Origin of the sequence: Streptomyces sp. BI87 (genome assembly GCF_025957665.1) — a bacterium.
Taxonomy (GTDB): domain Bacteria; phylum Actinomycetota; class Actinomycetes; order Streptomycetales; family Streptomycetaceae; genus Streptomyces; species Streptomyces albidoflavus.
In genome coordinates this window covers 6,592,170-6,616,780 of record NZ_CP110079.1, presented here as the reverse complement: position 1 = coordinate 6,616,780, position 24,611 = coordinate 6,592,170, and the positions used below count along the sequence as shown (strand labels likewise).

Sequence of the window (24,611 nt, the reverse complement as noted above, 5' to 3'; positions counted from 1 at the left end):
CGACCGGGCGCGGCAACAGCCGACGCAGGACGAGAAACGAGGAGCGGACATGACGACCAGCCCCGGCCCGACGGTGGTCGACTTCCCACGGCGCACGCCCCGGGAGCCGCTGCCGCTGTCCCAGTACGCCGAACACCGGAAGCAGAACGGCCTGGTCCAGACGCACCTGCCGAACGGCCGGCCGATCTGGCTGGTGACCCGGCACGAGGACGTGCGCGCGGTCCTCACCCATCCCCGGATCAGCGCGAATCCCGACAACGAGGGCTTCCCCAACGTCGGCGAGACGATGGGGGTGCCCAAGCAGGAGCAGATCCCGGGCTGGTTCGTCGGTCTGGACTCCCCCGAGCACGACCGTTTCCGCAAGGTGCTCATCCCCGAGTTCACCGTGCGCCGCGTCCGTGAGCTGCGGCCGGCGATCGAGCGGACCGTGGACGAGCGGATCGACGCGATGCTGGCCGGGGGAAACACCGCGGACCTGGTGAACGACTTCGCGCTGCCCGTGCCGTCCCTGGTCATCTCCTCGCTGCTGGGCGTGCCGTCGGCGGACCGGGACTTCTTCGAGTCCCGCACCCGCACGCTGGTCGCCATCCGCACCTCGACCGACGAGGAGCGCGCCGAGGCCACCAGGCAGCTCCTGCGCTACATCAACCGGCTCATCGTCGTCAAGAAGAAGTGGCGCGGCGAGGACCTCATCAGCCGCCTGCTGTCGACCGGCCAGCTCTCGGACGAGGAGCTGTCGGGGGTCCTGCTGCTCCTGCTGATCGCGGGCCACGAGACCACGGCGAACAACATCGGGCTCGGCGTCGTCACGCTGCTCTCGCACCGGGAGTGGATCGGCAACGACCGGCTCGTGGAGGAGCTGCTGCGCCTGCACTCGGTGGCCGACATGGTGGCGCTGCGGGTGGCCGTGGACGACGTGGAGATCGCCGGCCAGACCATCCGCAAGGGCGAGGGCATCGTGCCGCTGCTCGCCTCCGCCAACCACGACACCGAGGCGTTCGGCTGTCCGCACGCCTTCAACCCGGAGCGCACGGAGCGCCGTCACGTGGCGTTCGGCTACGGCGTCCACCAGTGCCTGGGCCAGAACCTGGTCCGGGTCGAGATGGAGATCGCCTACCGCAAGCTCTTCGAGCGCATCCCGACGCTGCGGCTGGCCGTGCCCGAGGACCAGCTCGCCTACAAGTACGACGGGATCCTGTTCGGGCTGCACGAGCTGCCGGTGCGCTGGTAGCCGGGCGTCGCCGACGGACCCCCCATCCACCGAGGAGCCAACGATCATGCGTGTCACCGTCGACAGCGAGCAGTGCGTAGGAGCGGGCCAGTGCGTCCTGAACGCGCCGGAGGTCTTCGACCAGGACGACGACGGCGTCGTGGTCCTGCTCCGCGCGGAGCCCGACGAGCGGGACCACGAGGCGGTCCGCACGGCGGGCGATCTGTGCCCGTCGGCCTCGGTCGTCCTCCAGGAGGACTGAACCAGCCGGGCGCGAAGGCCGGCACCGGTGCACCGTCCGGCCCGGCCGTCGCACCCGCGGACCCGCCGCCGGCGGAACACCGACCGGCGACAGAACCATCGAAGGGACTCCCCCGTGACCACCGCTGACGACACCGCGGCCCGCTGGCTGCGGCGGTACCACCCGGCCGGCGCCGACGCGGTACGGCTGGTGTGCTTCCCGCACGCCGGCGGCTCCGCCAGCTTCTACCACCCGGTCTCGGCGCGCTTCGCGCCGGGCGCCGAGGTCGTCTCGCTCCAGTACCCGGGTCGGCAGGACCGCCGCAAGGAGCCCTGTGTCCCGGACCTCGGCACGCTGGCCGACCTGATCACCGAGCAACTGCTCCCGCTGGACGAGCGGCCCACCGTCTTCTTCGGGCACAGCATGGGGGCCGCGCTCGCCTTCGAGACGGCGTGGCGGCTGGAGCAGAAGGGCGCCGGGCCGCGCACCGTCATCGCCTCCGGCCGACGCGCCCCCTCGACCACCCGCGCCGAACGGGTCCACACGAGGGACGACGACGGGATCGTCGCGGAGATGAGGCGGCTGAACGGCACGGCGGCCGGGGTCCTCGGCGACGAGGAGATCCTCCGCATGGCGCTGCCCGCGCTGCGCGGCGACTACCGCGCCATCGAGACCTACACCTGCCCTCCGGACCGCCGGCTGGCCTGCGGGCTGACCGTGCTGACGGGTGAGGACGACCCGCTGACCACCGTCGAGGAGGCCGAGCGGTGGCGCGACCACACCACCGGGCCGTTCCGGCTGCGGGTCTTCGGGGGCGGGCACTTCTTCCTCACCCAGCACCTCGACGCGGTCAACGCGGAGATCGCCCAGGCCCTCCACCCCGACCGGGCCGCCCCGACCGCCTGAGCGTCCGGCCCGGCCGGCGGCGGAACCGCCGGCCGGGCAGGCGCTGGAGCCGTGACCGACGCACCGCCGACTGCGCACACGCGTACGCGGCGGATGTCGTCCGCACCACCGGAGAGCCCGCACAGGCCCGGACGGCGATCCCGTCCGACCGCCTCCCCCGTCACTTTCCGCTCACGCGCCTGAGGGACAAGGACAGATGCGCACCCTTCTCGTCGACAACTACGACTCGTTCACCTACAACCTCTTCCACTACCTGTCCCGGGCCAACGGCCGGGAACCCGAGGTCATCCGCAACGACGACCCGGCCTGGCGACCGGGTCTGCTCGACGCGTTCGACAACGTCGTGCTCTCCCCCGGGCCGGGCACCCCGCACCGCCCGGCCGACTTCGGCCTCTGCGCCCGGATCGCCGAGGAGGGCCGGCTGCCGGTGCTCGGCGTCTGCCTGGGCCACCAGGGCATGGCGCTCGCCCACGGCGCCCGGGTGGGGCGGGCCCCCGAGCCCCGTCACGGCCGTACCTCGGCGGTACGGCACGACGGCACCGGGCTCTTCGAGGGGCTGCCGCAGCCGCTGGAGGTGGTGCGGTACCACTCCCTCGCGGTGACGGAACTGCCGCCGGAGCTGGAGGCCACCGCCTGGTCGGCGGACGGGGTGCTGATGGCGCTGCGCCACCGCACGCTGCCGCTGTGGGGGGTGCAGTTCCACCCCGAGTCGATCGGCACCCAGGACGGCCACCGGCTGCTGGCCAACTTCCGCGACCTCACCGAGCGGCACGGGCGAACACGCCGCGGCGGCCGGGCCGGAGGCGGCACGCTCCCGCCCTGCGCGCCCGCCCGGGAGACGACGGCCACCACCGGGACGCCACGGCGGCTCCGGGTGATCGCCGAGTCGCTGCCCACCCGCTGGGACGCCGAGGTCGCCTTCGACTCGCTGTTCCGCACCGGTGACCACCCCTTCTGGCTCGACAGCAGCCGCCCCGGGGGCGAGCTGGGACAGCTCTCCGTGATGGGCGACGCCTCGGGCCCTCTCGCCCGGACCGCCAGGGCCGACGTGCACGCCGGGACGGTCACGGTGACCGCCAACGGCGTGAGCAGCACGGTCGAGAGCGCCTTCCTGACCTGGCTGGAGAACGACCTGGCGGGGCTGCGCACGGAGGTGCCCGGACTTCCCTTCGCGTTCGCGCTCGGCTGGGTCGGCTGTCTGGGCTACGAGTTGAAGGCCGAGTGCGACGGCGACGCCGCGCACCGCTCGCCCGATCCTGACGCCGTGCTGGTCTTCGCCGACCGGGCCCTGGTGCTGGACCACCGCACCCGCACCACGTACCTGTTGGCACTGGTGGAGGACGATGCCGAGGCCGGGGCGCGCGCCTGGCTCGCGGCGGCCTCCGCCACCCTGGACGCCGTCGCCGGGCGGGAGCCCGAACCGTGCCCCGAGGCGCCCGTCTGCACCACGGGGCCGGTGGAGCTGCGCCACGACCGGGACGGCTACCTGAAGCTGATCGACGTCTGCCAGCAGGAGATAGCCGCCGGGGAGACCTACGAGGTCTGCCTGACCAACATGGCCGAGGCGGACACCGACCTCACCCCGTGGGCGGCCTACCGCGCGCTGCGCCGGGTGAGCCCCGCCCCGTTCGCCGCGTTCCTGGACTTCGGTCCCATGGCCGTGCTCAGCAGCTCCCCGGAGCGGTTCCTGCGCATCGACCGGCACGGGCGGATGGAGTCCAAGCCGATCAAGGGCACGCGGCCGCGCGGTGCCACCCCGCAGGAGGACGCCGCGCTCGTACGCGCCCTGGCCACCTGCGAGAAGGACCGCGCCGAGAACCTGATGATCGTCGACCTGGTCCGCCACGACCTGGGGCGGTGCGCCGAGGTCGGCTCGGTCGTCGCCGACCCGGTGTTCCAGGTCGAGACCTACGCGACCGTCCACCAGCTGGTCAGTACCGTCACGGCGCAACTGCGCGGGGACAGCAGCCCGGTGGCGGCGGTCCGGGCGGCCTTCCCCGGCGGGTCGATGACCGGGGCGCCGAAGATCCGCACCATGCAGATCATCGACCGGCTGGAAGGCGGGCCGCGCGGTGTCTACTCGGGCGCCATCGGCTACTTCTCCCTCACCGGCGCGGTGGACCTGTCCATCGTGATCCGCACGGTGGTGCTCAGCGGCGGCAGGCTGCGCTACGGCGTCGGCGGCGCCGTCATCGCGCTCTCCGACCCGGCCGACGAGTTCGAGGAGACGGCGGTCAAGGCCGCCCCGCTGCTGCGTCTCCTCGACACCGCGTTCCCGGGCCGTGAGGCTCCCGGCAAGGATCTCGGCGGGGAACCGGACGACGGCTCGGACGCGGGTGCTTCCAAGGACCTCGTCCTGCCCCGGTGACCTCACGGGGTTTCCCGGCGGCCCGGCGGGCCGCCGGGGCCCCGCGCGGCCGGCACCGGCCGCATCTCTAGGGAAAACACGGGCCGCGTGGCAAGAGCCTGGAACCGTTTCCCCCCGACGGCGACGCTCGACATCCGGGAGTGATGGTGCCCGTCCACGCACACGACTACGTGACCGATCCGCCCGGCACCACCGGCAGGGCCCTGGACGGGCTGACGCTGCCACGGGTGTTCGCCGACGCCGTGCACCGGGGCGGCGACGCCGTGGCCCTGGTGGACGGAGCGTACGCCCTGACCTGGAGTGCCTGGCGGACGGCGGTGGACGCGCTGGCGCGCGGCCTCCAGGAGTCCGGCGTCGGCTCCGGTGACGTGGTGGCCCTGCACCTGCCCAACAGCTGGGAGTACCTGACGCTCCATCTGGCCGCCGCCTCGGTCGGGGCGGTCACGATGCCGGTGCACCAGGGCAACGCCCCCTCGGACGTCCGGGCCCTGCTGGAGCGGGTCCGGCCCGCCGCCGTCGTCCTGCCGGCGCGGACGCAGGAGGGTGGGGGGCCGCTCACCGGCCCGGCGCTGCGCGAGGCCCTGCCCGAGCTGCGCGCCGTGCTCGTCACGGGCGACCTGGCGGGCGAGGGCACCGAGACGGTGACCGAGATGCTGGAGCGGTGGTCCGGAGCGGACCCGCTGCCCGTCGAGGTGCGCCCGGACTCGCCGTTCCTGCTGCTGCCGTCCTCGGGCACCACCTCGGAGCGGCCCAAGATCTGCCTCCACTCGCACGAGGGGCTGCTCACCAACTCCCGGGCCGCCACCGAGGACACCGCGGACGCCTACGCGGGCACCCTGCTCACCGCGTGCCCCCTGACCCACTGCTTCGGCCTCCAGTCGGCGTACTCGGCGCTCTTCCGCGCCGGCCGCCAGGTGCTGCTGTCCGGGTGGGACGCCGGCGGGTTTCTGGAACTGGCCCGCCGGGAGCGGCCGAGCGTGGTGGTCGCGGTCCCCGCCCAGCTGCACGACATGGTCGCCCGGGTGCGCGAGGACGCGGACGGGCCCGGCTTCCGGCCCGACCGGATCCTCACCGCCGGGGCCGCCCTGCCCCCTGCGCTCGTCCGCGACGTGCGGGAGGCCCTGGACACCACACTGGTGGTGGTGTGGGGCATGTCGGAAGTCGGCAACGGCACCAGCAGCCTCTCCGCCGACGCGCCGGAGGTGGTCTCCCGCAGTGTCGGCCGGCCCACCCGCGACGCCGAGATGCGCGTCCTGGACGAGGACGGCGCCCCGTGCCCGCCCGGGCAGCCCGGCGAGCTGTACTACCGCAGTCCCAGCATGTTCCGTGGCTACTTCGGCGAGCCGGAGCTGACCCGGTCGGTGGTGTCGGAGGACGGCTGGCTGCGCACCGGCGACCTCGCCTCGACCGGCGAGGACGGCCTGGTCACCTTCCACGGCCGGTCGGCCGAACTGATCAACGTCGGCGGCCGCAAGTTCAACGCGGTGGAGATCCAGGCGCTCCTCGCGGACCTGCCGGACATCGGCCCGCTCGCCGTGGTCGCCGCGCCCGACCCGCGTCTGGGCGAGTATCCGGTACTGGTGGTCACCGAACGACCGGCCGCCCCACCGGCGGACGGTACGGCACCGCGCCCGCGCGCCACGGTCGGGCTCGACGAGGTGACGGCTCATCTCCGGGGCCTGGGCACCGCCGAGTACAAGATCCCGCTGGAGCTGGTGGCACTTCCCGAGCTGCCCCGCACTCCCGCGGGGAAGATCAACCGGCGGGCGCTGGAGCAGTACCTCGCCGAGGCCGCCGAGCGGACCGCCGTCTCGCCCGCCGGGGCGCCGCGCCCCGGTCTCCGGACAGCCCTGGAGCTGGTGGTCGCCGCGGTTGCCGAGGTGCTGGCCGACGTGCCCGTCGAGGACGGCGCGCTGCCTGCCGCTGCCGGTCCGATCGGGCCGGACACCACCTTCCGCGCCCACGGCCTGGACTCGGTCGCCTCCGTACGGCTGCGCAACGCGCTCGCCGAGGCCACCGGGCTGCCGCTGCCCGCCGGCCTCGCCTTCGACTTCCCCACCCCGGCCGCCCTCGCCCGGGAACTGGCCGGGCTCTCCTCCCCGGCCGGGGAGGAGAGCTCCGCTACGGCCGCCTCCGAGGACGAGCCCGTCGCGATCGTCTCCATGGCCTGCCGCCTGCCCGGCGGCGCCACCTCCCCCGAGGCGCTGTGGGAGCTGCTGCGCGAGGGCGTCGACGCGGTGTCCGGCTTCCCCGAGGACCGTGGCTGGGACCTGGACGCCCTCTTCGGTGACGATCCCGACGCTCCGGGCACCTCGGTGGCGCGCGAGGGCGGGTTCCTGCGCGACGCGGCCCACTTCGACGCCGGCTTCTTCGGGATGTCCGCGCGGGAGGCCCTCGCCACCGACCCGCAGCAGCGGCTGCTGCTGGAGACGGCGTGGGAGGCCGTGGAGCGCGCCGGCATCGCCCCGCGGACCCTGCGGGGAAGCCGCACCGGTGTGTTCACCGGTGCGATGTACCACGACTACGCGGCCGGCGCGTCCGACCCGGCCGGGGAGCTGGAGGGCCTGCTGCCGGTGGGCACCGCGGGCGGCGCGCTCTCCGGGCGGATCGCCTACACCCTCGGGCTCAGCGGTCCGGCGCTCACCGTGGACACCGCCTGCTCGTCCTCGCTGGTCGCCCTGCACCTGGCCTGCCGCTCGCTGCGCTCCGGCGAGTCGGACCTGGCGCTGGCCGGCGGCGTCGCCGTGATGGCCACCCCGGCCGCGTTCGTGGGCTTCTCCCGGCTGCGGGGCCTCTCCCCCGACGGCCGCTGCAAGTCCTTCGGCGAAGGAGCCAACGGAGCCGCCTGGTCGGAGGGGGCCGGCCTGCTGATGCTGGAGCGGCTCTCCGACGCCCGCCGCAACGGCCACCCGGTCCTCGCGGTGATCCGCGGCTCCGCCGTCAACCAGGACGGCGCCTCCAACGGGCTCACCGCCCCCAACGGCCCGGCCCAGCGCCGGGTCGTCCGGCAGGCACTTGCCGACGCCGGTGTCCGCGCCGCCGAGGTGGACGTGGTCGAGGCGCACGGGACCGGTACCGCCCTCGGCGACCCCATCGAGGCCGAGGCGCTGCTCGACACCTACGGGCGGGACCGGCCGGAGGGCCGTCCGCTGTGGCTGGGTTCGGTGAAGTCCAACCTGGGACACACGCAGGCCGCCGCCGGCGCCGCCGCCGTGATCAAGATGGTGCTGGCCCTCCGGCACGACCTGCTCCCGGCCACCCTGCACGCCGGCAACCCCACCTCCCGGGTGGACTGGTCCCCCGGCACCGTGAAGCTGCTGACGCGGGCCCGCGACTGGCCCCGCGAGGAAGGCAGGCCGCGCCGCGCGGGCGTCTCGTCCTTCGGCATCAGCGGCACCAACGCCCACCTCGTCCTGGAGGAGGCACCCGTGCCCGCCGCCGGCACGGAGCGGAGCGCGGACGCGCGGGCCGCCGCCCCCCGGGCCGCCGTGCCGTGGCTGGTGTCGGCGAAGGACGCGGACGCGCTGCGTGGCCAGGCCCGGCGCCTGGCCGCACACGCCGCCGCGCACCCGGAGGTGTCCGCACGCGACCTCGCGTACTCCCTGCTCACCACCCGGGCGCTGCACCCCCGCACCGCCGTGCTGACCGGCGGCGACCGGGACGCGCTGGTCGCGTCCGCCGACGCCTTCGCCCGTGGCGAGGCACCCGGGAGCGTCGTCCGCGGCCCGCTCGGCCCCGCCCCGGCGACCGCCTTCGTCCTCACCGGACAGGGCAGCCAGCGGCTCGGCATGGGGCGCGGGCTCGCCGCCGCGTTCCCGGTCTTCGACACGGCTCTGCGCGAGGTGTGCGCACTCCTCGACCCGCTGCTGGAACGGCCGCTGACCGAGGTCATGTGGGCCGCGCCGGAGAGCGACGAGGCGGGGCTCCTCGGCGGCACGGGGTACGCCCAGCCCGCGCTCTTCGCGTTCGAGGTCGCCCTGTACCGGCTTCTGGAGTCGTGGGGGATCGTCCCCGACCGGCTGGTGGGTCACTCCGTCGGCGAGATCGCCGCCGCCCACGTGGCCGGAGTGCTCTCCCTGGCGGACGCCTGCGCCCTGGTCGCCGCGCGGGGGCGGCTGATGCAGGCACTGCCGCCGGGCGGCGCCATGGCGGCGGTGCGCTGCTCCGAGGCGGAGATCCTGCCGCTCCTGGCGGGACGCACCGCCGGGATCACCGTCGCCGCCGTCAACGGCCCGCGTTCCGTGGTGCTGTCGGGCACCGAGGGAGCCGTGGCCGAGGTCGTCACGGAGATCTCCGCCGCCGGGCACAAGACGCGTCGCCTCATGGTCAGCCACGCCTTCCACTCGCCGCTGATGGAGCCGATGCTCGCGGAGTTCCGGGCGACGGTCGCCGGGCTGTCGTTCACCGCGCCCGAGGTGCCGCTGGTCTCCGGCGTCACCGGACGGCCGCTCACCGCCGAGGAGGCCCGCGACCCGGACCACTGGGTACGTCATGCCAGGGACACCGTCCGGTTCGCCGACGCGATCAGCCATCTGGCGGAGGAACGCACCGAGATATACGTCGAGTTGGGCCCGGAGGCCGCACTCACCCCGATGGTCGAGGAGTGCCTGGGCGAACCGGAGGCCGGCGACGGTCCCGCCGTGGAGCCGGTGGTGCGGGGAGACGCGGACGAGGAGCGGGCGGCACTGGCCGCCGCCGTACGACTGCACGCGCTCGGCCTGGACGTGGAGTGGCGGGCGGTGCTGCCGGAGGCCCGCGCGGTGCCGCTGCCGACCTACGCCTTCCAGCACGAGGCGTACTGGCTGGCCTCGTCCGGTTCCGCGGTCGCGAAGCTGTCCCTGCCGGGCGGCCGGGCGGCCGGCACCGGTCCGGGCCTGGCCGAACGGCTGGCGGGACTGTCCGACAGCGAGGCGGAGGCGCTGGTCACCGAGGTGGTGCGGACCGAGCTGGCGGCGGTGACCGGCGGTGAGATCTCCCGCGCCGGGACCGGCACGGCCTTCACCGAACTGGGCGTCACGTCCGTCACGGCGGTGGAGCTGCGCAACCGGCTGACCGCCGTCACCGGCGTGCGGCTTCCCCCGACCCTGATCTTCGACCACCCCACCCCCACGGCCGTGGTCCGCCTCATCGGCGAGACGCTGCGGGGGAGTGCGGTCCCGGGCCGCCGGGACGCCGTGTCCCTGGTGGACGAGTTGGAGGCGCTGCTCGTCTCGGGCGCCGAGGTCGACTCGGACACGGCGGCGCGGCTGCGGTCCCTCGCCGGCCGGTGGGCTCCGTCGGCCACCGGAACGGCGGCCGTCGCGAGCGGTCCGCTGGATCTGGACGACGCCTCGGACGAGGAGCTGTTCCGCCTCATGGACGGCGGGGCCCCGTGACTCTCCCCGCCCGACGGCTCGTCGGCGGCGTTCGCCCCGGGCGAGCCGTCGGGGACCTCTGACCGACCACGTTCCGGACGGGTCCCGTTGCTCCGGCGCCCCAACCGGAACGCGGCCCCGCCAGGCGGTCCGCCGGTCGCCCACCCTTCACAGACCCACGAGCGGAAGTACCCCTCATGAACGGGCTCCACCTGCCCCCCGCCACCCTGCCCGCCCCGGGCGTGAGCGCCGCCGGTTCCGGCGATCTGATGATCGAGGCCGAGCGCGTCAGCAAGGCATACGGCACGGTCCACGCGCTGGACTCGGTCAGCCTCGCCGTCCCGAGGGGCACCGTGCTGGGACTCCTCGGTCACAACGGCGCCGGGAAGACCACCCTGGTCGACATCCTCACCACGGCGCTGCCGCCCACGTCGGGGCGGGCGAGGGTCGCCGGGTACGACGTGGCCGACAAGCCGGCCGAGATCCGCCGGCGCATCGGGCTCACCGGACAGTTCGCCTCGGTGGACGCGCAGCTCAGCGGGTACGACAACCTCGTGCTGATCGCCCGTCTGCTGGGCGCCGGGCGCCGGGCGGCCCGCGTGCGCGCGAGGGAGCTGCTGGAGCTGTTCCGGCTGACGGAGGTCGCGGACCGGCGTGCGAGCGGCTACTCGGGCGGGCTGCGGCGGCGCCTGGACCTGGCCGTGTCGCTGGTCGGCGCGCCGGAGGTGCTCTTCCTCGACGAGCCCACCACCGGCCTGGACCCCTCCAGCCGCATCAACCTGTGGGAGATCGTCGAAGGGCTGGTCGAGCAGGGCACCACGGTGCTGCTGACCACGCAGTACCTGGAGGAGGCCGACCGGCTGGCGGACCGGATCGCGGTGCTCTCGGCGGGCCGGGTCGTCGCGGCGGGCACGGCGCCCGAGCTGAAGGCCACCGTGGGGCGCCGCACGGTGACGCTCACGCTGGAGACGGGCGAGGAGGTGAGCGCGGCGCGCACGGCGCTGCGCGGGGCGGGATTCGCCCCGGTCGACGGCGAGGCCCGCACCGTGGTCGTCCCGATCGACGCCACACGGGAGATCGCCGACATCATCAGGAGCCTGGACCAGGCCGGCGTCGAGGCGAGCGAGCTGAGTTTCGGCGAACCGACGCTCGACGACGTGTATCTGACCCTCGCCGAGCAGGCCGCCGTCCGGGCCCGGGCATGACGGCGCGGAACCCCGTCCGCCGCGGGCCCCCCCTCCCACGCCCCGACATCCCGGCGGGCGCTGCCGCCGGCCGACGACGCCTTTCACGGAGGACCCCTTGACCACTCAGCTCGCCCCGCCGCTGCCTCCGGCCGTGCCACGGCCCGCGGCGGTGCCGGCCTTCGGCGGGAGTTCACTCCTCACCCAGATCCGGGTGCTCACCGGGCGGTCCCTGCGGGCCATGGTGACCGACCCCGGCATCGTGCTCTTCGGCCTGATCCAGCCGGTGGTCATCCTCTTCGTGCTGACCCAGGTCTTCAGCAAGATGGGCATGCCGCCCCACTTTCCGGACGGCGTCAGCTACCTGGACTACGTCCTGCCCGCTGTCCTGGTGGACAACGCCGCCCAGTCGGCGATGCAGTCGGGCGTGGGCCTGGTGGAGGACCAGAAGAACGGCATCGTGGCCCGGCTGCGTTCCCTGCCCGTCCACCCGGGCGCGCTGCTGGCCGCCCGCAGCCTGGTCGGCCTGGTGCGCAGCGCCGTACAGATCGCGGTCATCATGGCGCTGGCGATGACCGTCCTCGGCTACTCCCCCAACGGCGGGGCCGCCGAACTGGCCCTCTCCGCGGGGCTGACGCTCTTCATCAGCTTCTCGCTGGGCTGGGCGTTCATCGCGGCCGGTGCCTGGCTGCGGCGGGCGGAGCCGCTGCAGAACCTCGCCCTGATCGTGATCTTCCCGCTGATGTTCGCCTCCAGCGCCTACGTCCCGGTCGCGGACCTGCCCGCCTGGCTGGGCGCGGTCGCGAGCGTCAATCCCCTGACGTACGCGATCGACGCGACCCGGGCACTGGCGCTGGACGTGCCCGGCCTGGACCACGCGATCCCGGCGGTGGTGATCTGCGCCGTGATCGCGCTGGCCGGCATGGCAGCCGCCGTACGCGGCTTCCGCCGGCCTCTCTGACTCCCCGCACGAACTCCCCCCGTGTGTGCGGGGACGGGGCCCGTGGACGCCTCTCGCGTCCACGGGCCCTCTTCCTTGCCCGAAGGAGGCTGAGACAGCGCCTGGCAGGAGGACACAGGCGGCTCCGGACCGTACCTGGCTCCCCGACGGCGCCCGTCCGGACCACAGCGCGGGCACCCGAACGGGCAGCGCACGGTGGTCGGCGCGGTCCGCGGCTGCGGAACGCCGGAGCGTACCGAGGTGTGCCCCGGTGCACCGGTCCCAAACGGCGGGCAAAAACGGGCATGGTTCCGCGCCCAAACGGATCGAGAGACTCCGATATCTGTCCCGTTTCTGTCAGGAGCGCTCGTCCGGAGTCCCTGAGAGGGCCTCGGCGCCCGGCTCAACGGCGTCCGGAACCCACTGCGGCGACCCCGGAACCGGGCGGTGGTGATCCCCACCGCGAGGCTGGAGCCGCTCGGTCACTCCCTGCCCGCAACGGGCACGGCTCACGTGCCGGGGGGCGCACGGAACGCACACGGCCACGCCCGAAACTCCCTGACCAGCGGGGCAGGCTCCGCATCCCCACAGAGAAGCAGTCCGCGTCAGGTCGAGAACGGGCAGAATCGGGCCCCATCGGTTCCGGACGGCGGGCAGGAGAACGGCCCTGGGACCGGCACCGCGGTGCCGGTCCCAGGGCCGTTCGTTCTCGAACTCTGCGGTCAGGAGAGTCCGAGTTCGTTGTCGAGCATGTCGAACATGTCCTCGTCGGAGGCGGAGTCGAAGTCGAAGGACTCCTCCTCCGCCTTATCGGCACCCTTGAGTGCCTCGGCCCGCAGCTCCTGCCACTTGCTGCGGAGCACCTCCAGCCGGCCCGCCACCTGGTCGAAGAGCTCGGCTCCGACCTCGGCGCCCGCGAAGGCCCTCTCCAGCTTGTCCAGTTCCGCCAGGACCACCGCCGGCCCGCCGGCCGGTGCCGGGGCCACCCGCGTGTACAGGTGGGCGACGAGTTCGCCGGGCGTCGGGTAGTCGAACAGCAGCGTGGCCGGGAGCCGCACGCCGGTGAGCGCGCCGAGCCGGTTCCGCAGTTCGACCGAGGTCAGCGAGTCGAAGCCCAGGTCCTGGAAGGCACGGGTGGATTCGACGTCGGCCTGGCCCGCGTGGCCCAGTACGGTCGCGGTCTGGCCGCGTACCAGGTCCAGCAGGACCTCCTCGCCCTCGGCCCGGGTGAGGCCGGTGAGGCGCCGGGTGAGGCCGGCGGCGGCCGCCGCTCCCCCGTCGGAGGCGGCACGGCGGGCCTGGGTCCGGATCAGCGACCGGAACAGCGGCGGCACCTCGCCCAGGGAACGCAGGGCCCCCAGGTCGAGCCGGACCGGTAGGACGGCAGGCTCCTGCTCGGCGGCACCGGTGACCGCGTCGAACAGGGCCAGGCCCTGCTCGGGGTCGATCGGGGGCATGCCCGCCCGCGCCATCCGGGCGGTGTCCGCCTCGGTCAGCTCGCCGGTCATGCCGCTCCCCCGGGTCCACGGGCCCCAGGCCATCGACACCGCGGGCAGTCCACGGTCCCGGCGGTGGCGTGCCAGCGCGTCGAGGAAGGCGTTGCCCGCCGCGTAGTTGGCCTGTCCCGCGCTGCCGAGCGTGCCGGCGACGGAGGAGAAGAGCACGAAGGCGTCGAGCGGGAGCCCCGCGGTGGCCTCGTGGAGGTGCCAGGCGGCGTCCGCCTTGGGCCGCAGCACGGCGGCGAGGCGTTCCGGGGTGAGGGAGTCGAGGACCCCGTCGTCCAGGACGCCGGCCGCGTGGATCACCGCCCGCAGCGGGCGGTCGGCGGGGATGTCCGCCAGCAGCGCGTCGACGGCCGTACGGTCGCCGACGTCGCAGGCGGCGACGGTGACGTGGGCGCCGGACTCCTCCAGCGCGGCGGCCAGTTCGCCGGCCCCCTCGGCGGCCGGACCACGACGGCTGACCAGGAGCAGGCTCCGGACCCCGTGCTCGGCGACCAGGTGGCGGGCGACGGTGGCGCCGAGGCCGCCGGTGCCGCCGGTGATCAGCACGGTGCCCTCCGGGTCCCAGCCGGCCGCGTCGCCGTCGGCGGGCGTCGCCGCGCGCACCAGGCGGGGTGCCAACGGGCGGCCCTCGCGCAGGGCGAGCTGCGGTTCGCCCGAGGCCAGCGCCGCCCGCAGGGCGGACATCCCGAGCGGAGAGGTGGCCGAGGGCTCCAGGTCGAGGAGGGTGATCCGGCCGGGGTTCTCCGCCTGCGCGGCGCGGACCAGCCCCCAGACCGCCGCGGCGGCCGGGTCGGCGCCGTCGGAGGCGCCCCGGGTGACGACGACCAGGCGGGAGGCGGCGAACCGCTCCTCGGCCGACCAGCCGTGGAGGGTCTCCAGGACCCGGGCGGTGGCGGCGTGGGCGGCGGCGGCCAGGTCCCCGGTGCCGGACCCGGCCTCCGGGGCGGTGGTGACCGGCAGCAGTACCACGGGCGGCACGTCGTCCTCGGGGCCGGTGCCGGTGACGAGGTCCGCCAGGCCGGCCGCGCCCTCCGTCCCGGCTTCCGCGAGGAGGCCGCCGTCGCCGAGGAGCGCGGTGTCCGGGCCGAGCACAGCGACCGGGCCGGGCGTCTCGGCGTCCCGCGTGGCGAGGTCCCCGGCCGCCACCCAGTCCAGCCGGAACAGGGAGTCGCGGCCCGCGCCGCCCGCGCCACCGAACTGCCCGGCGGAGAGGGGACGCGTCACCAGGGACCCGACCGAGGCGACCGGGGTGCCGGTGGTGTCGGTGACGGCGATCGCGAGGGTGCCGTCGTCGGTGCGGGAGAGCCGCAGGCGTACGGCCGAGGCGCCGACGGCGTGCACGGAGACCGCGTTCCAGGAGAAGGGGACTCCACCGGTGCCTCCGGCCTCCCCGCCGTCACCGGCCAGGGCGGTGGCGTGGAGGCCGGCGTCGAAGAGCGCCGGGTGCAGGGTGAAGGCGTCGCCGTCGGTGCCGTCGGGCAGCGACGCCTCGGCGAAGACCTCGCCGTCGCGGCTCCAGGCTGCACGCAGCCCCTGGAAGACGGGCCCGTAGGCGAACCCGGCGTCCTCGAAACGCTCGTACAGCCCGGTGGTGTCGAGCGGCTCGGCCTTCTCCGGCGGCCACACGGTGGCGTCGAAGTCGGTGGCGGGGGCCTGCGCCGGTCCGGCGGCCAGGGTGCCCTCGGCGTGCGAGGTCCACGGGGCGCCGGAGTCGTCGGCGGGCCGGGAGTGGATGGTGATCCCGCGCCGGCCCTCCTCGTCGGGGGCGCCGACGCCGACCTGCACCTGGACCGTGACCTGCTCGGGCAGGACCAGCGGGGCCGCCAAGGTCAGTTCCTCCACCCGGTCGCAGCCGAGCACGCCGCCCGCGTGGACCGCGAGTTCCAGCAGGGCGGTGCCGGGCACCAGGACGGCGCCCATGACACGGTGGTCGGAGATCCAGCCGTGGGTGCCCTGGGAAAGACGTCCGGTGAACAGGTGGCCGTCCGTGCCGGCCAGTTCGACCGCGCCGCCGAGCAGCGGATGGCCGGCGGGCGCGAGCCCGGCGGCCTCCGCACCGGCACCCAGGGGCATCATCCCGGCGGGCCAGAACCGGCGCCGCTGGAAGGCGTACGTGGGCAGCTCCACCCGGCGGGCGCCACGGCCGGCGAAGAACGCGGGCCAGTCGACGCGGACGCCGTGGCCGTGCAGCCGGGCGACCGCCTCGACCAGTGCCTGCTCGCCGGGCACGGTGCGGCGCTGGGCGGCGACCGTCACGGCGGACTCGGGCAGGGACTCGCGGGCCATGGCGCAGGCGACGCCGTCGGGGCCCAGTTCCAGGTAGCGGGTGGCACCGGCCTCGTGGAGGGCCCGGACGCCGTCGGCGAAGCGGACGGCCTCCCGGACGTGTCGCACCCAGTACTCGGCGGAGCACAGTTCCTCCGCGCGGGCCGTGGTCCCGGTGAGGTTGGAGACGACGGGCGTCACGGGTGCCTGCGGGGAGAGGCCGGCGACCACGGCCCGGAACTCGGCGAGCATCGGCTCCATCAGCGGCGAGTGGAAGGCGTGCGAGACGCGCAGCGCGGTCGTCCGGCGACCGCGCTGCCGCAGGGCCTCGGTCACCTTCTCCACGCCTTCGGCGGTGCCCGACACCACGACGGACGTGGGTCCGTTGACGGCGGCTACCGAGACCCCGTCGGTGAGGTGCGCCAGCACCTCCTCCTCGGTGGCCTGGACGGCGGCCATCGCGCCGCCCTCCGGCAGTGCCTGCATCAGGCGGCCTCGCGCGGCGACCAGGGCGCAGGCGTCGGCCAGCGAGAAGACCCCGGCGACGTGCGCGGCGGCGATCTCGCCGATCGAGTGGCCCGCCACCAGGTCGGGGGTGACGCCCCACGAGACGACGAGCCGGTGGAGGCCCACTCCCAGGGCGAAGAGCGCCGCCTGCGCGTAGGCGGTGGCGTTCAGGGCGTCCTCGTCGTCGCCCCAGACCACCTCGCGCAGCGGGCGGTCCAGGTGCTCGTCGAGTCCGGCGCAGACCGCGTCGAACGCCTCCGCGAACACCGGGAAACGCTCGTGGAGGTCGCGGCCCATGCCGAGCCGCTGGGAGCCCTGCCCCGGGAAGAGGAGGGCGAGCAGTCCCTCACCGGTCGTCGTGGCCGGTTCCTCGCCCCGGGCAACGGAGCCGAGCGCGGCCAGCAGCCCGTCCCGGCCGGCGCCCGTGACGGCGACCCGGTGCTCGAACGAGGTACGGGTGGTGGCCAGGGAGTAGGCGACATCCAGCGGGCGCGGCGCCTCGGTTCCGCCGGCGGCCGGGTGGTCCCCCGTCAGGTGGTGGAGGAGCCGCTCGGCCTGGGCACGCAGGGCGTCCCGGTCACGGGCCGACAGCAGCCACGGGACGACGGGGGCGGCGCCACCGCCGTCCGCGCCGGTCGCGGTCCCGCCGGCCGGCGGGACCGCGGGCGCCTGCTCGACGATGACGTGGGCGTTGGTGCCGCTGATCCCGAAGGAGGAGATCCCGGCGCGGCGCGGGCGCCCGGAGCCGGTCCACTGCCGGGCCTCGGTCAGCAGCTCCACCGACCCGGTGGTCCAGTCGACCTGGTCGCTGGGGGCGTCGACGTTCAGCGTGGCGGGCAGCAGCCCGTTGCGCAGCGCCAGCACCATCTTGATGACGCCGGCGACTCCCGCGGCGGCCTGCGTGTGCCCGATGTTCGACTTGACCGAGCCGAGCAGCAGTGGCCGGTCCTCGGGGCGGTCCTGGCCGTAGGTGGCGAGGAGCGCCTGGGCCTCGATGGGGTCGCCCAGGGTGGTCCCGGTGCCGTGCGCCTCGACGACGTCGACCTGGTCGGCGGCGAGCCGGGCGTTGGCCAGGGCCTGCCGGATGACGCGGCGCTGGGACGGGCCGTTGGGCGCGGTGAGGCCGTTGCTCGCGCCGTCCTGGTTGACGGCGGAGCCGCGGACGACGGCGAGTACCTCGTGGCCGTTGCGCACCGCGTCGGAGAGCCGCTCGACGACGAGGAAGCCCGCGCCCTCGGAGAAGCCGGTGCCGTCGGCCGCCGACGCGAAGGACTTGCAGCGGCCGTCGGGGGCGAGACCGCCCTGGCGGCCGAACTCGGCGAACACGGCCGGCGTCGACAGCACGGTGACACCACCGGTGACCGCCAGGGAGCACTCGCCCTGCCGGAGCGCCTGCACGGCGAGGTGCAGGGCGACCAGCGAGGAGGAGCAGGCGGTGTCGACGGAGACGGCGGGGCCCTCCAGCCCGAGCTTGTAGGCGACGCGGCCGGTGACCACGCTGCCGTTGCCGTCGCTGCCCGGGTAGTCGTGGTACATCACGCCGGTGAAGACGCCGGTCCGGCTGCCCTTGAGCGAGGCCGGGTCGATCCCGGCCCGCTCCAGGGCCTCCCAGGACATCTCCAGCGCCAGGCGCTGCTGCGGGTCCATGCCGAGCGCCTCACGCGGCGAGATGCCGAAGAAGGCGGGGTCGAAGTCGGCCGCCCCGTCGAGGAAGCCGCCTTCCCGGGCGTACAGGCCGTCCGGGTGGTCGCCGTCGGGGTCGCGGAGGATCGACAGGTCCCAGCCGCGGTCCTGGGGGAACGGGACGATCGCGTCGTCGCCGGAGGTGACCAGGCGCCAGAGGTCCTCGGGCGAGCTGACGCCGCCCGGGTAGCGGCAGGCCATACCGACGATGGCGATGGGCTCGTGCTGGGCCGAGGTGAGCCTGCGGTTGTCGCGGCGCAGCCGGGCGGTCTCGGCACGGGCGGCACGGAGCGCGTCGGCGCCCGGTCCGGTGGCCGTGCCGGTCCCGGCGGTCTCGGCCGCGCCGTCGCTCTCGTCGTACGGTCCGGACGCGTCGTCCTCGTCGTCGCCGTCGAAGGCGGCGAGCAGGGCGTCCCGGTCGGTGTTGGACATCTCGTCGGAGTCCGCGGCGAGTTCGAGCAGCGTCTCCGCCAGCCCCGCGTCACGCAGGCGGCGGGCCGGGATGGCGGAGAGGGCGCGGCGCACCCCGTCGTCGTCGCCGGTGGCGCCGTCCGCGCCGGAGGCGGGGTGGGCGGCGGCGAGTTCCTCCTCTACGACCTCGGTGACGGCGAGGGCGTTGGGGTGGTCGAAGACGAGGGTGGCGGGCAGCCGCAGTCCGGTCAGCGTGTTGAGCTGGTTGCGCAGCTCGGTCGCGGCCAGCGAGTCGAAGCCCAGCTCCTGGAAGGCCCGGTCCGCACCGATCGCCTCCGCCGAACCGTGCCCCAGCACCGCCGCCACCTGCGACCGTACAAGATGCAGCACCGCGCGGTGCCGTTCGGGCGCGGGCAGTTCGGCGAGCCTGCGGGACGGGGAGTCGTCCGGGCCCGGCGCAGGAGCCGAACCCGAGGCCGCGGTGGCGCGGCGGGCGGGAGCCAGCGCGCGCAGGAGGGCGGGGATCTCGTCGGTGCGGGTGCGCAGTGCGGCGGTGTCGACGCGCAGCGGCACGACGGTCGCCTCGCCCCGGTCCAGGCCGGCCGCGAACAGCTCCAGCCCCGCCTCGTGCGACAGCAACGGCAGACCCTGCGACGCCATCCGGCGCCGGTCCACCTCCGACAGATACTCCCCCAGCCCCGCACCCACGTCCCAGAACCCGAAGGCCATGGACGTGGCCACCAGGCCCTCGGCCCGACGCCGCGCCGCCAACGCGTCCAGGAACACATTGGCCGCCGCGTAGTTACCCTGACCCGCCGTCAGCACCAGACCACCCGCCGACGACACCAGCACGAACGCAGCCAGCTCCACACCCACCGTCGCCTCGTGCAACCACCACGCCGCATCGGCCTTCGCACCCAGCACCGCGTCGAACCGGTCGAGAGTGAGGGAGCCCAGGAGCCCGTTGTCACCGACTCCGGCCGCGTGGACCACGGCCAGCAGCCCGCGCCCGGAGACGAGAGAGCCGACGAGGTCCACGACCGATTCACGGTCGGACAGGTCGCACGCGACGACCTCCACCGCCGCACCGGCCTCACGCAGTTCCGCCGCCAGCTCCGCCGCGCCCGGGGCGTCCCCGCCCCGCCGCGACACCAGCACCAGATCCCGCACCCCACGCTCAGCCACCAGATACCGCGCCATCACCGCACCCAGACCACCCGTACCACCCGTCACCAGCACCGCACCCTCACCATCCAGCGACGGCACGGACACCGGCAGTTCGGCAGCGGGTGCGTCGGCGGTCAGCCGCGTCAGCCTCGGTACGAGGACCACGCCGTCCCGGACGGCCACCTCGGCCTCGCCCGAGAGGACAGCCGCGACCGCACGCTCCACCGCCGCATCGTCCGCGTCCACGGCGACATCGGCCAGAGCGAACCGGCCCGGATTCTCCGCAAGTGCTGCCCGCACCAGACCCCACACGGGGGCCTGGACGACGTCGCCTGGGGCGGGGTCGCCGCCGGGGCCCACGGGCATGGCGTCCCGGGTCACCACGACGAGCCGGGAGGCGGCGAACCGCTCCTCGGTCAGCCAGCGCTGTGCCACGGTCAGCACAGCGTCCAGAGCGGAGCGCACCGAACCGGGCACGTCGGTGTCGGCCGGGACGGAAGCGTCCAGCACGACCACGGCGGGCACCTCGGTACCGGCCTCCGCGACCCGGGGCCAGGTGGCCCAGGCCGTGTCGGTGCTGTCGAGCCGGGTCACGGGGACCCACTCGGGGGCGTAGAGCGCGCCCGCGTCACGGGGCGCCGCACCGAGCTGGCCGGCGGAGACGGTGCGGCTCACCATGGAGCCGACCGTCAGGACCGGGGCTCCGGTGACGTCGGCGACGCGGATGTCCATACCGCCGTCGGCGGCGGTGGCGATCCGGACGCGGACGGCGGCGGCACCGACCGCGTGCAGGGCGACGCGGTTCCACGCGAACGGGATGACGGTCCCGCCGCTCCCGCCCTCGGCGTTGTCGTTGCTGTCGTTGCTGTCGTTGCTGTCGTTGAGGATCGCGACGTGCATGGCGGCGTCGAGCAGCGCCGGGTGGAGGCCGAAGCGGCCCGCCTCCGAGGCAGCCTCCTCCGGGAGCGCCACCTCGGCGAAGAGTTCCCCGCCCCGGCGCCAGGCGGCGCGCAGCCCCTGGAAGACCGGCCCGTAGCCGTAGCCACGCTCGCGGAAGATCTGGTACGCGCTGTCCACGGGCACGCTCGCGGCCCCGGCCGGCGGCCACTGCTCCAGTGCGGCCTCGGTCCCTGCCACGAGGGCGTTGTCGGTGAGGAAGCCGGTGGCGTGGGTGGCCCACTCCTGCCCGGTGCCCTCGGGGCGTGAGTAGACGGCGACCGTGCGGCGTTCGGCGGTGCGCGGTCCGACGACCACGCGGACCTGGGCGCCGCCGCGCTCGGGCAGTACCAGGGGGGTCGCCAGGGTCAGTTCGTCGAGTACGGCGCAGTCGACGGATTCTCCGGCCGCGAGGGCCAGTTCCACGAGGACGGCGCCGGGCAGCATGACCCGGCCGAGGACCACATGGTCGGCGAGCCACGGCTGTGCCTCCACCGACAGCAGGCCCGTCAGCACCGCGCCTCCGGAGTCCGGCAGCGACACCACCGCGCCCAGCAACGGATGGTCGGCCGCGTCGAGTCCGGCTCCGGCCGCGGCCGGGGCTCCGTCGGTGGCGGTCAGCCAGTACCGCTGGCGTTGGAAGGCGTAGGTGGGCAGGTCGACGGGTCCGGCGCCGGAGCCGGCGAAGAAGCCGGCCCAGTCGACGGCCGTGCCCGCGGTGTGCAGCCGCGCGAGCGCGGTGAGCAGGGCGTCGGGCTCCTCCCTTCCCTTGCGGGCCGCCGGCACCAGCAGGACTGCGGTGTCCTCGTCGCCGTCGAGGCAGGTGCGGGCCATCCCGGTGAGTACGGCGTCGGGGCCGATCTCGACACAGCGGTCCACGCCCGCGGCGCGCAGCGCCCGGACGCCGTCGCCGAAGCGGACGGGCTCGCGGACGTGCCGCACCCAGTAGTCAGGTGTGGTCAGTTCACCCCGCTCGGCGATCCGGCCCGAGACGTTCGAGACGACGGGCAGGCGCGGTTCCGCGTACGACAGACCGGCCAGGACCGCTCGGAAGTCACCGAGCATCGGTTCCATCAGCGGCGAGTGGAAAGCGTGCGACACCCGCAGACGGCTGACCCGGCGCCCCAGCTCACGGAACACCTCCGCCACCGCCTCGACGGCCTCCTCGGCGCCCGAGACGACCACCGAGGACGGGCCGTTGACGGCAGCGACCGACACACCCGCGACGGGCTCCAGGTGCGGCAGCACCTCCGCCTCGGACGCCTCCACAGCCACCATCGCGCCACCCTCCGGCAACGCCTGCATCAGCCGACCCCGGGCGGCCACCAGAGCACAGGCATCCGCCAGCGAGAACACACCCGCCACGTGCGCGGCCGCCACCTCACCGATCGAATGTCCGGCCACGAGGTCCGGCGTGACGCCCCACGAGGCGAGAAGCCGGAAGAGGGCGACTTCGTAGGCGAACAGGGCGGACTGGGCGTACGCCGTGCCGTCGAGGTCCGGCGCGTTCTCGCCCCAGGCCACCTCGCGCACGGGCCGGTCCAGGTGCTCGTCGAGCCCGGCACAGACCGCGTCGAACGCCTCCGCGAAGACGGGGAACGCCTCGTGGAGGCCGCGCCCCATCTCCAGGCGCTGCGCGCCCTGCCCGGAGAAGAGGAAGGCCGTGGTGCCGACGGAGCGGGCGGTTCCGGTGACGACCCCGGGGGCGTTCTCACCGGCCGCGAGGGCGCGCAGACCGGTCAGGAGGTCGTCCCGGCCGGTGCCGAGGACCACCGCGCGGGCCTCCAGCGAGGTGCGGGAGGTGGCCAGCGCGTGGGCGACGTCCAGAGGACGGGTTCCGGGCCGGTCCGCCAGGTGGGCCAGGAGGCGGGCGGCCTGGGCGCGCAGGGCGTCCGGGGTGGCCGCCGAGACCGTCCACGGGAGGACGGCGGGGGCGCGGCCCTCCTCGGCGGAGCGCGGCGCGTCGGCCGCGGCGTCGGGGCCCTGCTCCAGGACGACGTGCGCGTTGGTGCCGCTGAGGCCGAACGCCGAGACGCTCGCCCGGCGGGGGCGGCCGGTGACCGGCCACGGCCGGTCCTCGGTGACGAGTTCGGCGCTGCCCTCGGTCCAGTCGACGTGCGGGGACGGCTGGTCGACGTGGAGGGTGCGCGGCACGGTGCCGTGCTCCATCGCCATGACCATCTTGATGACGCCGGCGACTCCCGCCGCGGCCTGGGCGTGCCCGATGTTCGACTTGACCGAGCCGAGCAGCAGTGGCCGGTCCTCCGGGCGGTCCTGGCCGTAGGTGGCGAGGAGCGCCTGGGCCTCGATGGGGTCGCCCAGGGTGGTGCCGGTGCCGTGCGCCTCGACCACGTCGACCTCGGAGGCGGGGACCCCGGCGCCGCGCAAGGCCTGGCGGATCACTCGCTGCTGGGAAGGGCCGTTGGGGGCGGTGAAGCCGTTGGAGGCGCCGTCCTGGTTGACGGCCGTGCCCTTGACGACGGCCAGCACGCGGTGGCCGTTGCGCACGGCGTCGGAGAGTCGCTCCACCAGGAGGACGCCGACGCCCTCGGACCAGCCCACGCCGTCCGCCGCGCCCGCGAACGCCTTGCAGCGGCCGTCCACCGACAGGCCACGCTGGCGGCTGAACTCGACGAACATGCCGGGCGTCGACATCACGGTGGCGCCGCCGGCCACGGCCAGCGAGCACTCGCCCGAGCGCAGGGCCTGCACCGCGAGGTGCAGGGCGACCAGGGACGAGGAGCAGGCCGTGTCCACGGTGACGGCCGGGCCCTCCCAGCCGAAGGTGTACGACAGGCGGCCGGAGACCACGCTGCCGCCGGCGGTACCGGAGGGCGAGACGTTCAGCGCGTAGTCGTGGTACATGACGCCGGCGAAGACGCCGGTGCGGCTGCCCCGCAGCGTCGCCGGGTCGATCCCGGCGCGTTCCAGCGCCTCCCAGGAGGTCTCCAGGAGCAGGCGCTGCTGCGGGTCCATGTACAGGGCCTCGCGGGGCGAGATGCCGAAGAAGCCGGGGTCGAACTGGGCGGCGTCGTGCAGGAAGCTGCCACGCCTGGTGTAGCTCTTGCCCTCCTTGCCGGGCTCGGGGTCGTAGAGGCCCTCGATGTCCCAGCCCCGGTCACCGGGGAGGTCGGAGACGGTGTCCACGCCGTCGGCGACCAGGCGCCACAGCTCCTCGGGGGTGGTGACGCCGCCGGGGTAGCGGCAGGCCATCCCGACGATCGCGATGGGCTCGTCGTCGGCCGGTGCCGCCGTGCCCGTACGGACGGGGGTCTCCGCCCGCGCGGTCTCCCCGGCGAGCCGCGCCGAGAGGTGATCGGTGACGGCGAGGGCGTTGGGGTGGTCGAAGACGAGGGTGGCGGGCAGCCTCAGTCCGGTCAGCGTGTTGAGCTGGTTGCGCAGCTCGGTCGCGGCCAGCGAGTCGAAGCCCAGCTCCTGGAAGGCCCGGTCCGCACCGATCGCCTCCGCCGAACCGTGCCCCAGCACCGCCGCCACCTGCGACCGTACAAGATGCAGCACCGCGCGGTGCCGTTCGGGCGCGGGCAGTTCGGCGAGCCTGCGGGACGGGGAGTCGTCCGGGCCCGGCGCAGGAGCCGAACCCGAGGCCGCGGTGGCGCGGCGGGCGGGAGCCAGCGCGCGCAGGAGGGCGGGGATCTCGTCGGTGCGGGTGCGCAGTGCGGCGGTGTCGACGCGCAGCGGCACGACGGTCGCCTCGCCCCGGTCCAGGCCGGCCGCGAACAGCTCCAGCCCCGCCTCGTGCGACAGCAACGGCAGACCCTGCGACGCCATCCGGCGCCGGTCCACCTCCGACAGATACTCCCCCAGCCCCGCACCCACGTCCCAGAACCCGAACGCCATCGACGTGGCCACCAGACCCTCGGCCCGACGCCGCGCCGCCAACGCGTCCAAGAACACGTTCGCGGCAGCGTAGTTA

At 74.9% G+C, this 24,611-nt stretch carries 8 protein-coding genes (1 of these 8 only partly in view); 7 read left to right on the top strand and 1 reads right to left on the bottom strand.

Annotated features, from left to right (window positions below):
* Window positions 1-49 precede the first annotated feature (49 nt).
* From OIM89_RS29265 to OIM89_RS29235, 7 genes are all read left to right on the top strand, one after another.
* Entirely contained in the window at window positions 50-1,231 is a 1,182-nt protein-coding gene (locus OIM89_RS29265; protein ID WP_030696808.1) for a cytochrome P450, read from the top strand.
* 46 nt (window positions 1,232-1,277) lie between these two features.
* The gene (locus OIM89_RS29260; RefSeq protein ID WP_008414609.1) at window positions 1,278-1,472 is read left to right on the top strand and encodes a ferredoxin; all 195 of its coding nucleotides are present in this window, start codon (window positions 1,278-1,280) and stop codon (window positions 1,470-1,472) included.
* Window positions 1,473-1,586: 114 nt separating this feature from the next.
* Window positions 1,587-2,357, top strand: coding sequence for a thioesterase II family protein (locus OIM89_RS29255; RefSeq protein WP_047470958.1), 771 nt, complete (start codon window positions 1,587-1,589; stop codon window positions 2,355-2,357).
* A gap of 196 nt (window positions 2,358-2,553) precedes the next feature.
* The gene (gene pabB, locus OIM89_RS29250; protein WP_047470959.1) at window positions 2,554-4,725 is read left to right on the top strand and encodes an aminodeoxychorismate synthase component I; all 2,172 of its coding nucleotides are present in this window, start codon (window positions 2,554-2,556) and stop codon (window positions 4,723-4,725) included.
* Between the two features lie 143 nt (window positions 4,726-4,868).
* A complete protein-coding gene (locus tag OIM89_RS29245) occupies window positions 4,869-10,100 on the top strand; it encodes a type I polyketide synthase (RefSeq protein WP_226964899.1) in 5,232 nt (1,743 codons plus the stop codon).
* 176 nt (window positions 10,101-10,276) lie between these two features.
* The gene (locus tag OIM89_RS29240) at window positions 10,277-11,284 is read left to right on the top strand and encodes a daunorubicin resistance protein DrrA family ABC transporter ATP-binding protein (RefSeq protein WP_030696804.1); all 1,008 of its coding nucleotides are present in this window, start codon (window positions 10,277-10,279) and stop codon (window positions 11,282-11,284) included.
* A gap of 97 nt (window positions 11,285-11,381) precedes the next feature.
* The gene (locus OIM89_RS29235; RefSeq protein WP_030696803.1) at window positions 11,382-12,224 is read left to right on the top strand and encodes an ABC transporter permease; all 843 of its coding nucleotides are present in this window, start codon (window positions 11,382-11,384) and stop codon (window positions 12,222-12,224) included.
* A 701-nt stretch (window positions 12,225-12,925) separates the two neighbouring features.
* Here OIM89_RS29235 and OIM89_RS29230 read toward each other — a convergent pair.
* Window positions 12,926-24,611 carry the end of a type I polyketide synthase gene (locus OIM89_RS29230; RefSeq protein ID WP_264491745.1) on the bottom strand. Its footprint extends 20,207 nt past the window's final position, so only the last 11,686 of its 31,893 coding nucleotides appear in the window; its start codon lies off the right edge, out of view — the gene reads right to left on this strand; the stop codon is at window positions 12,926-12,928.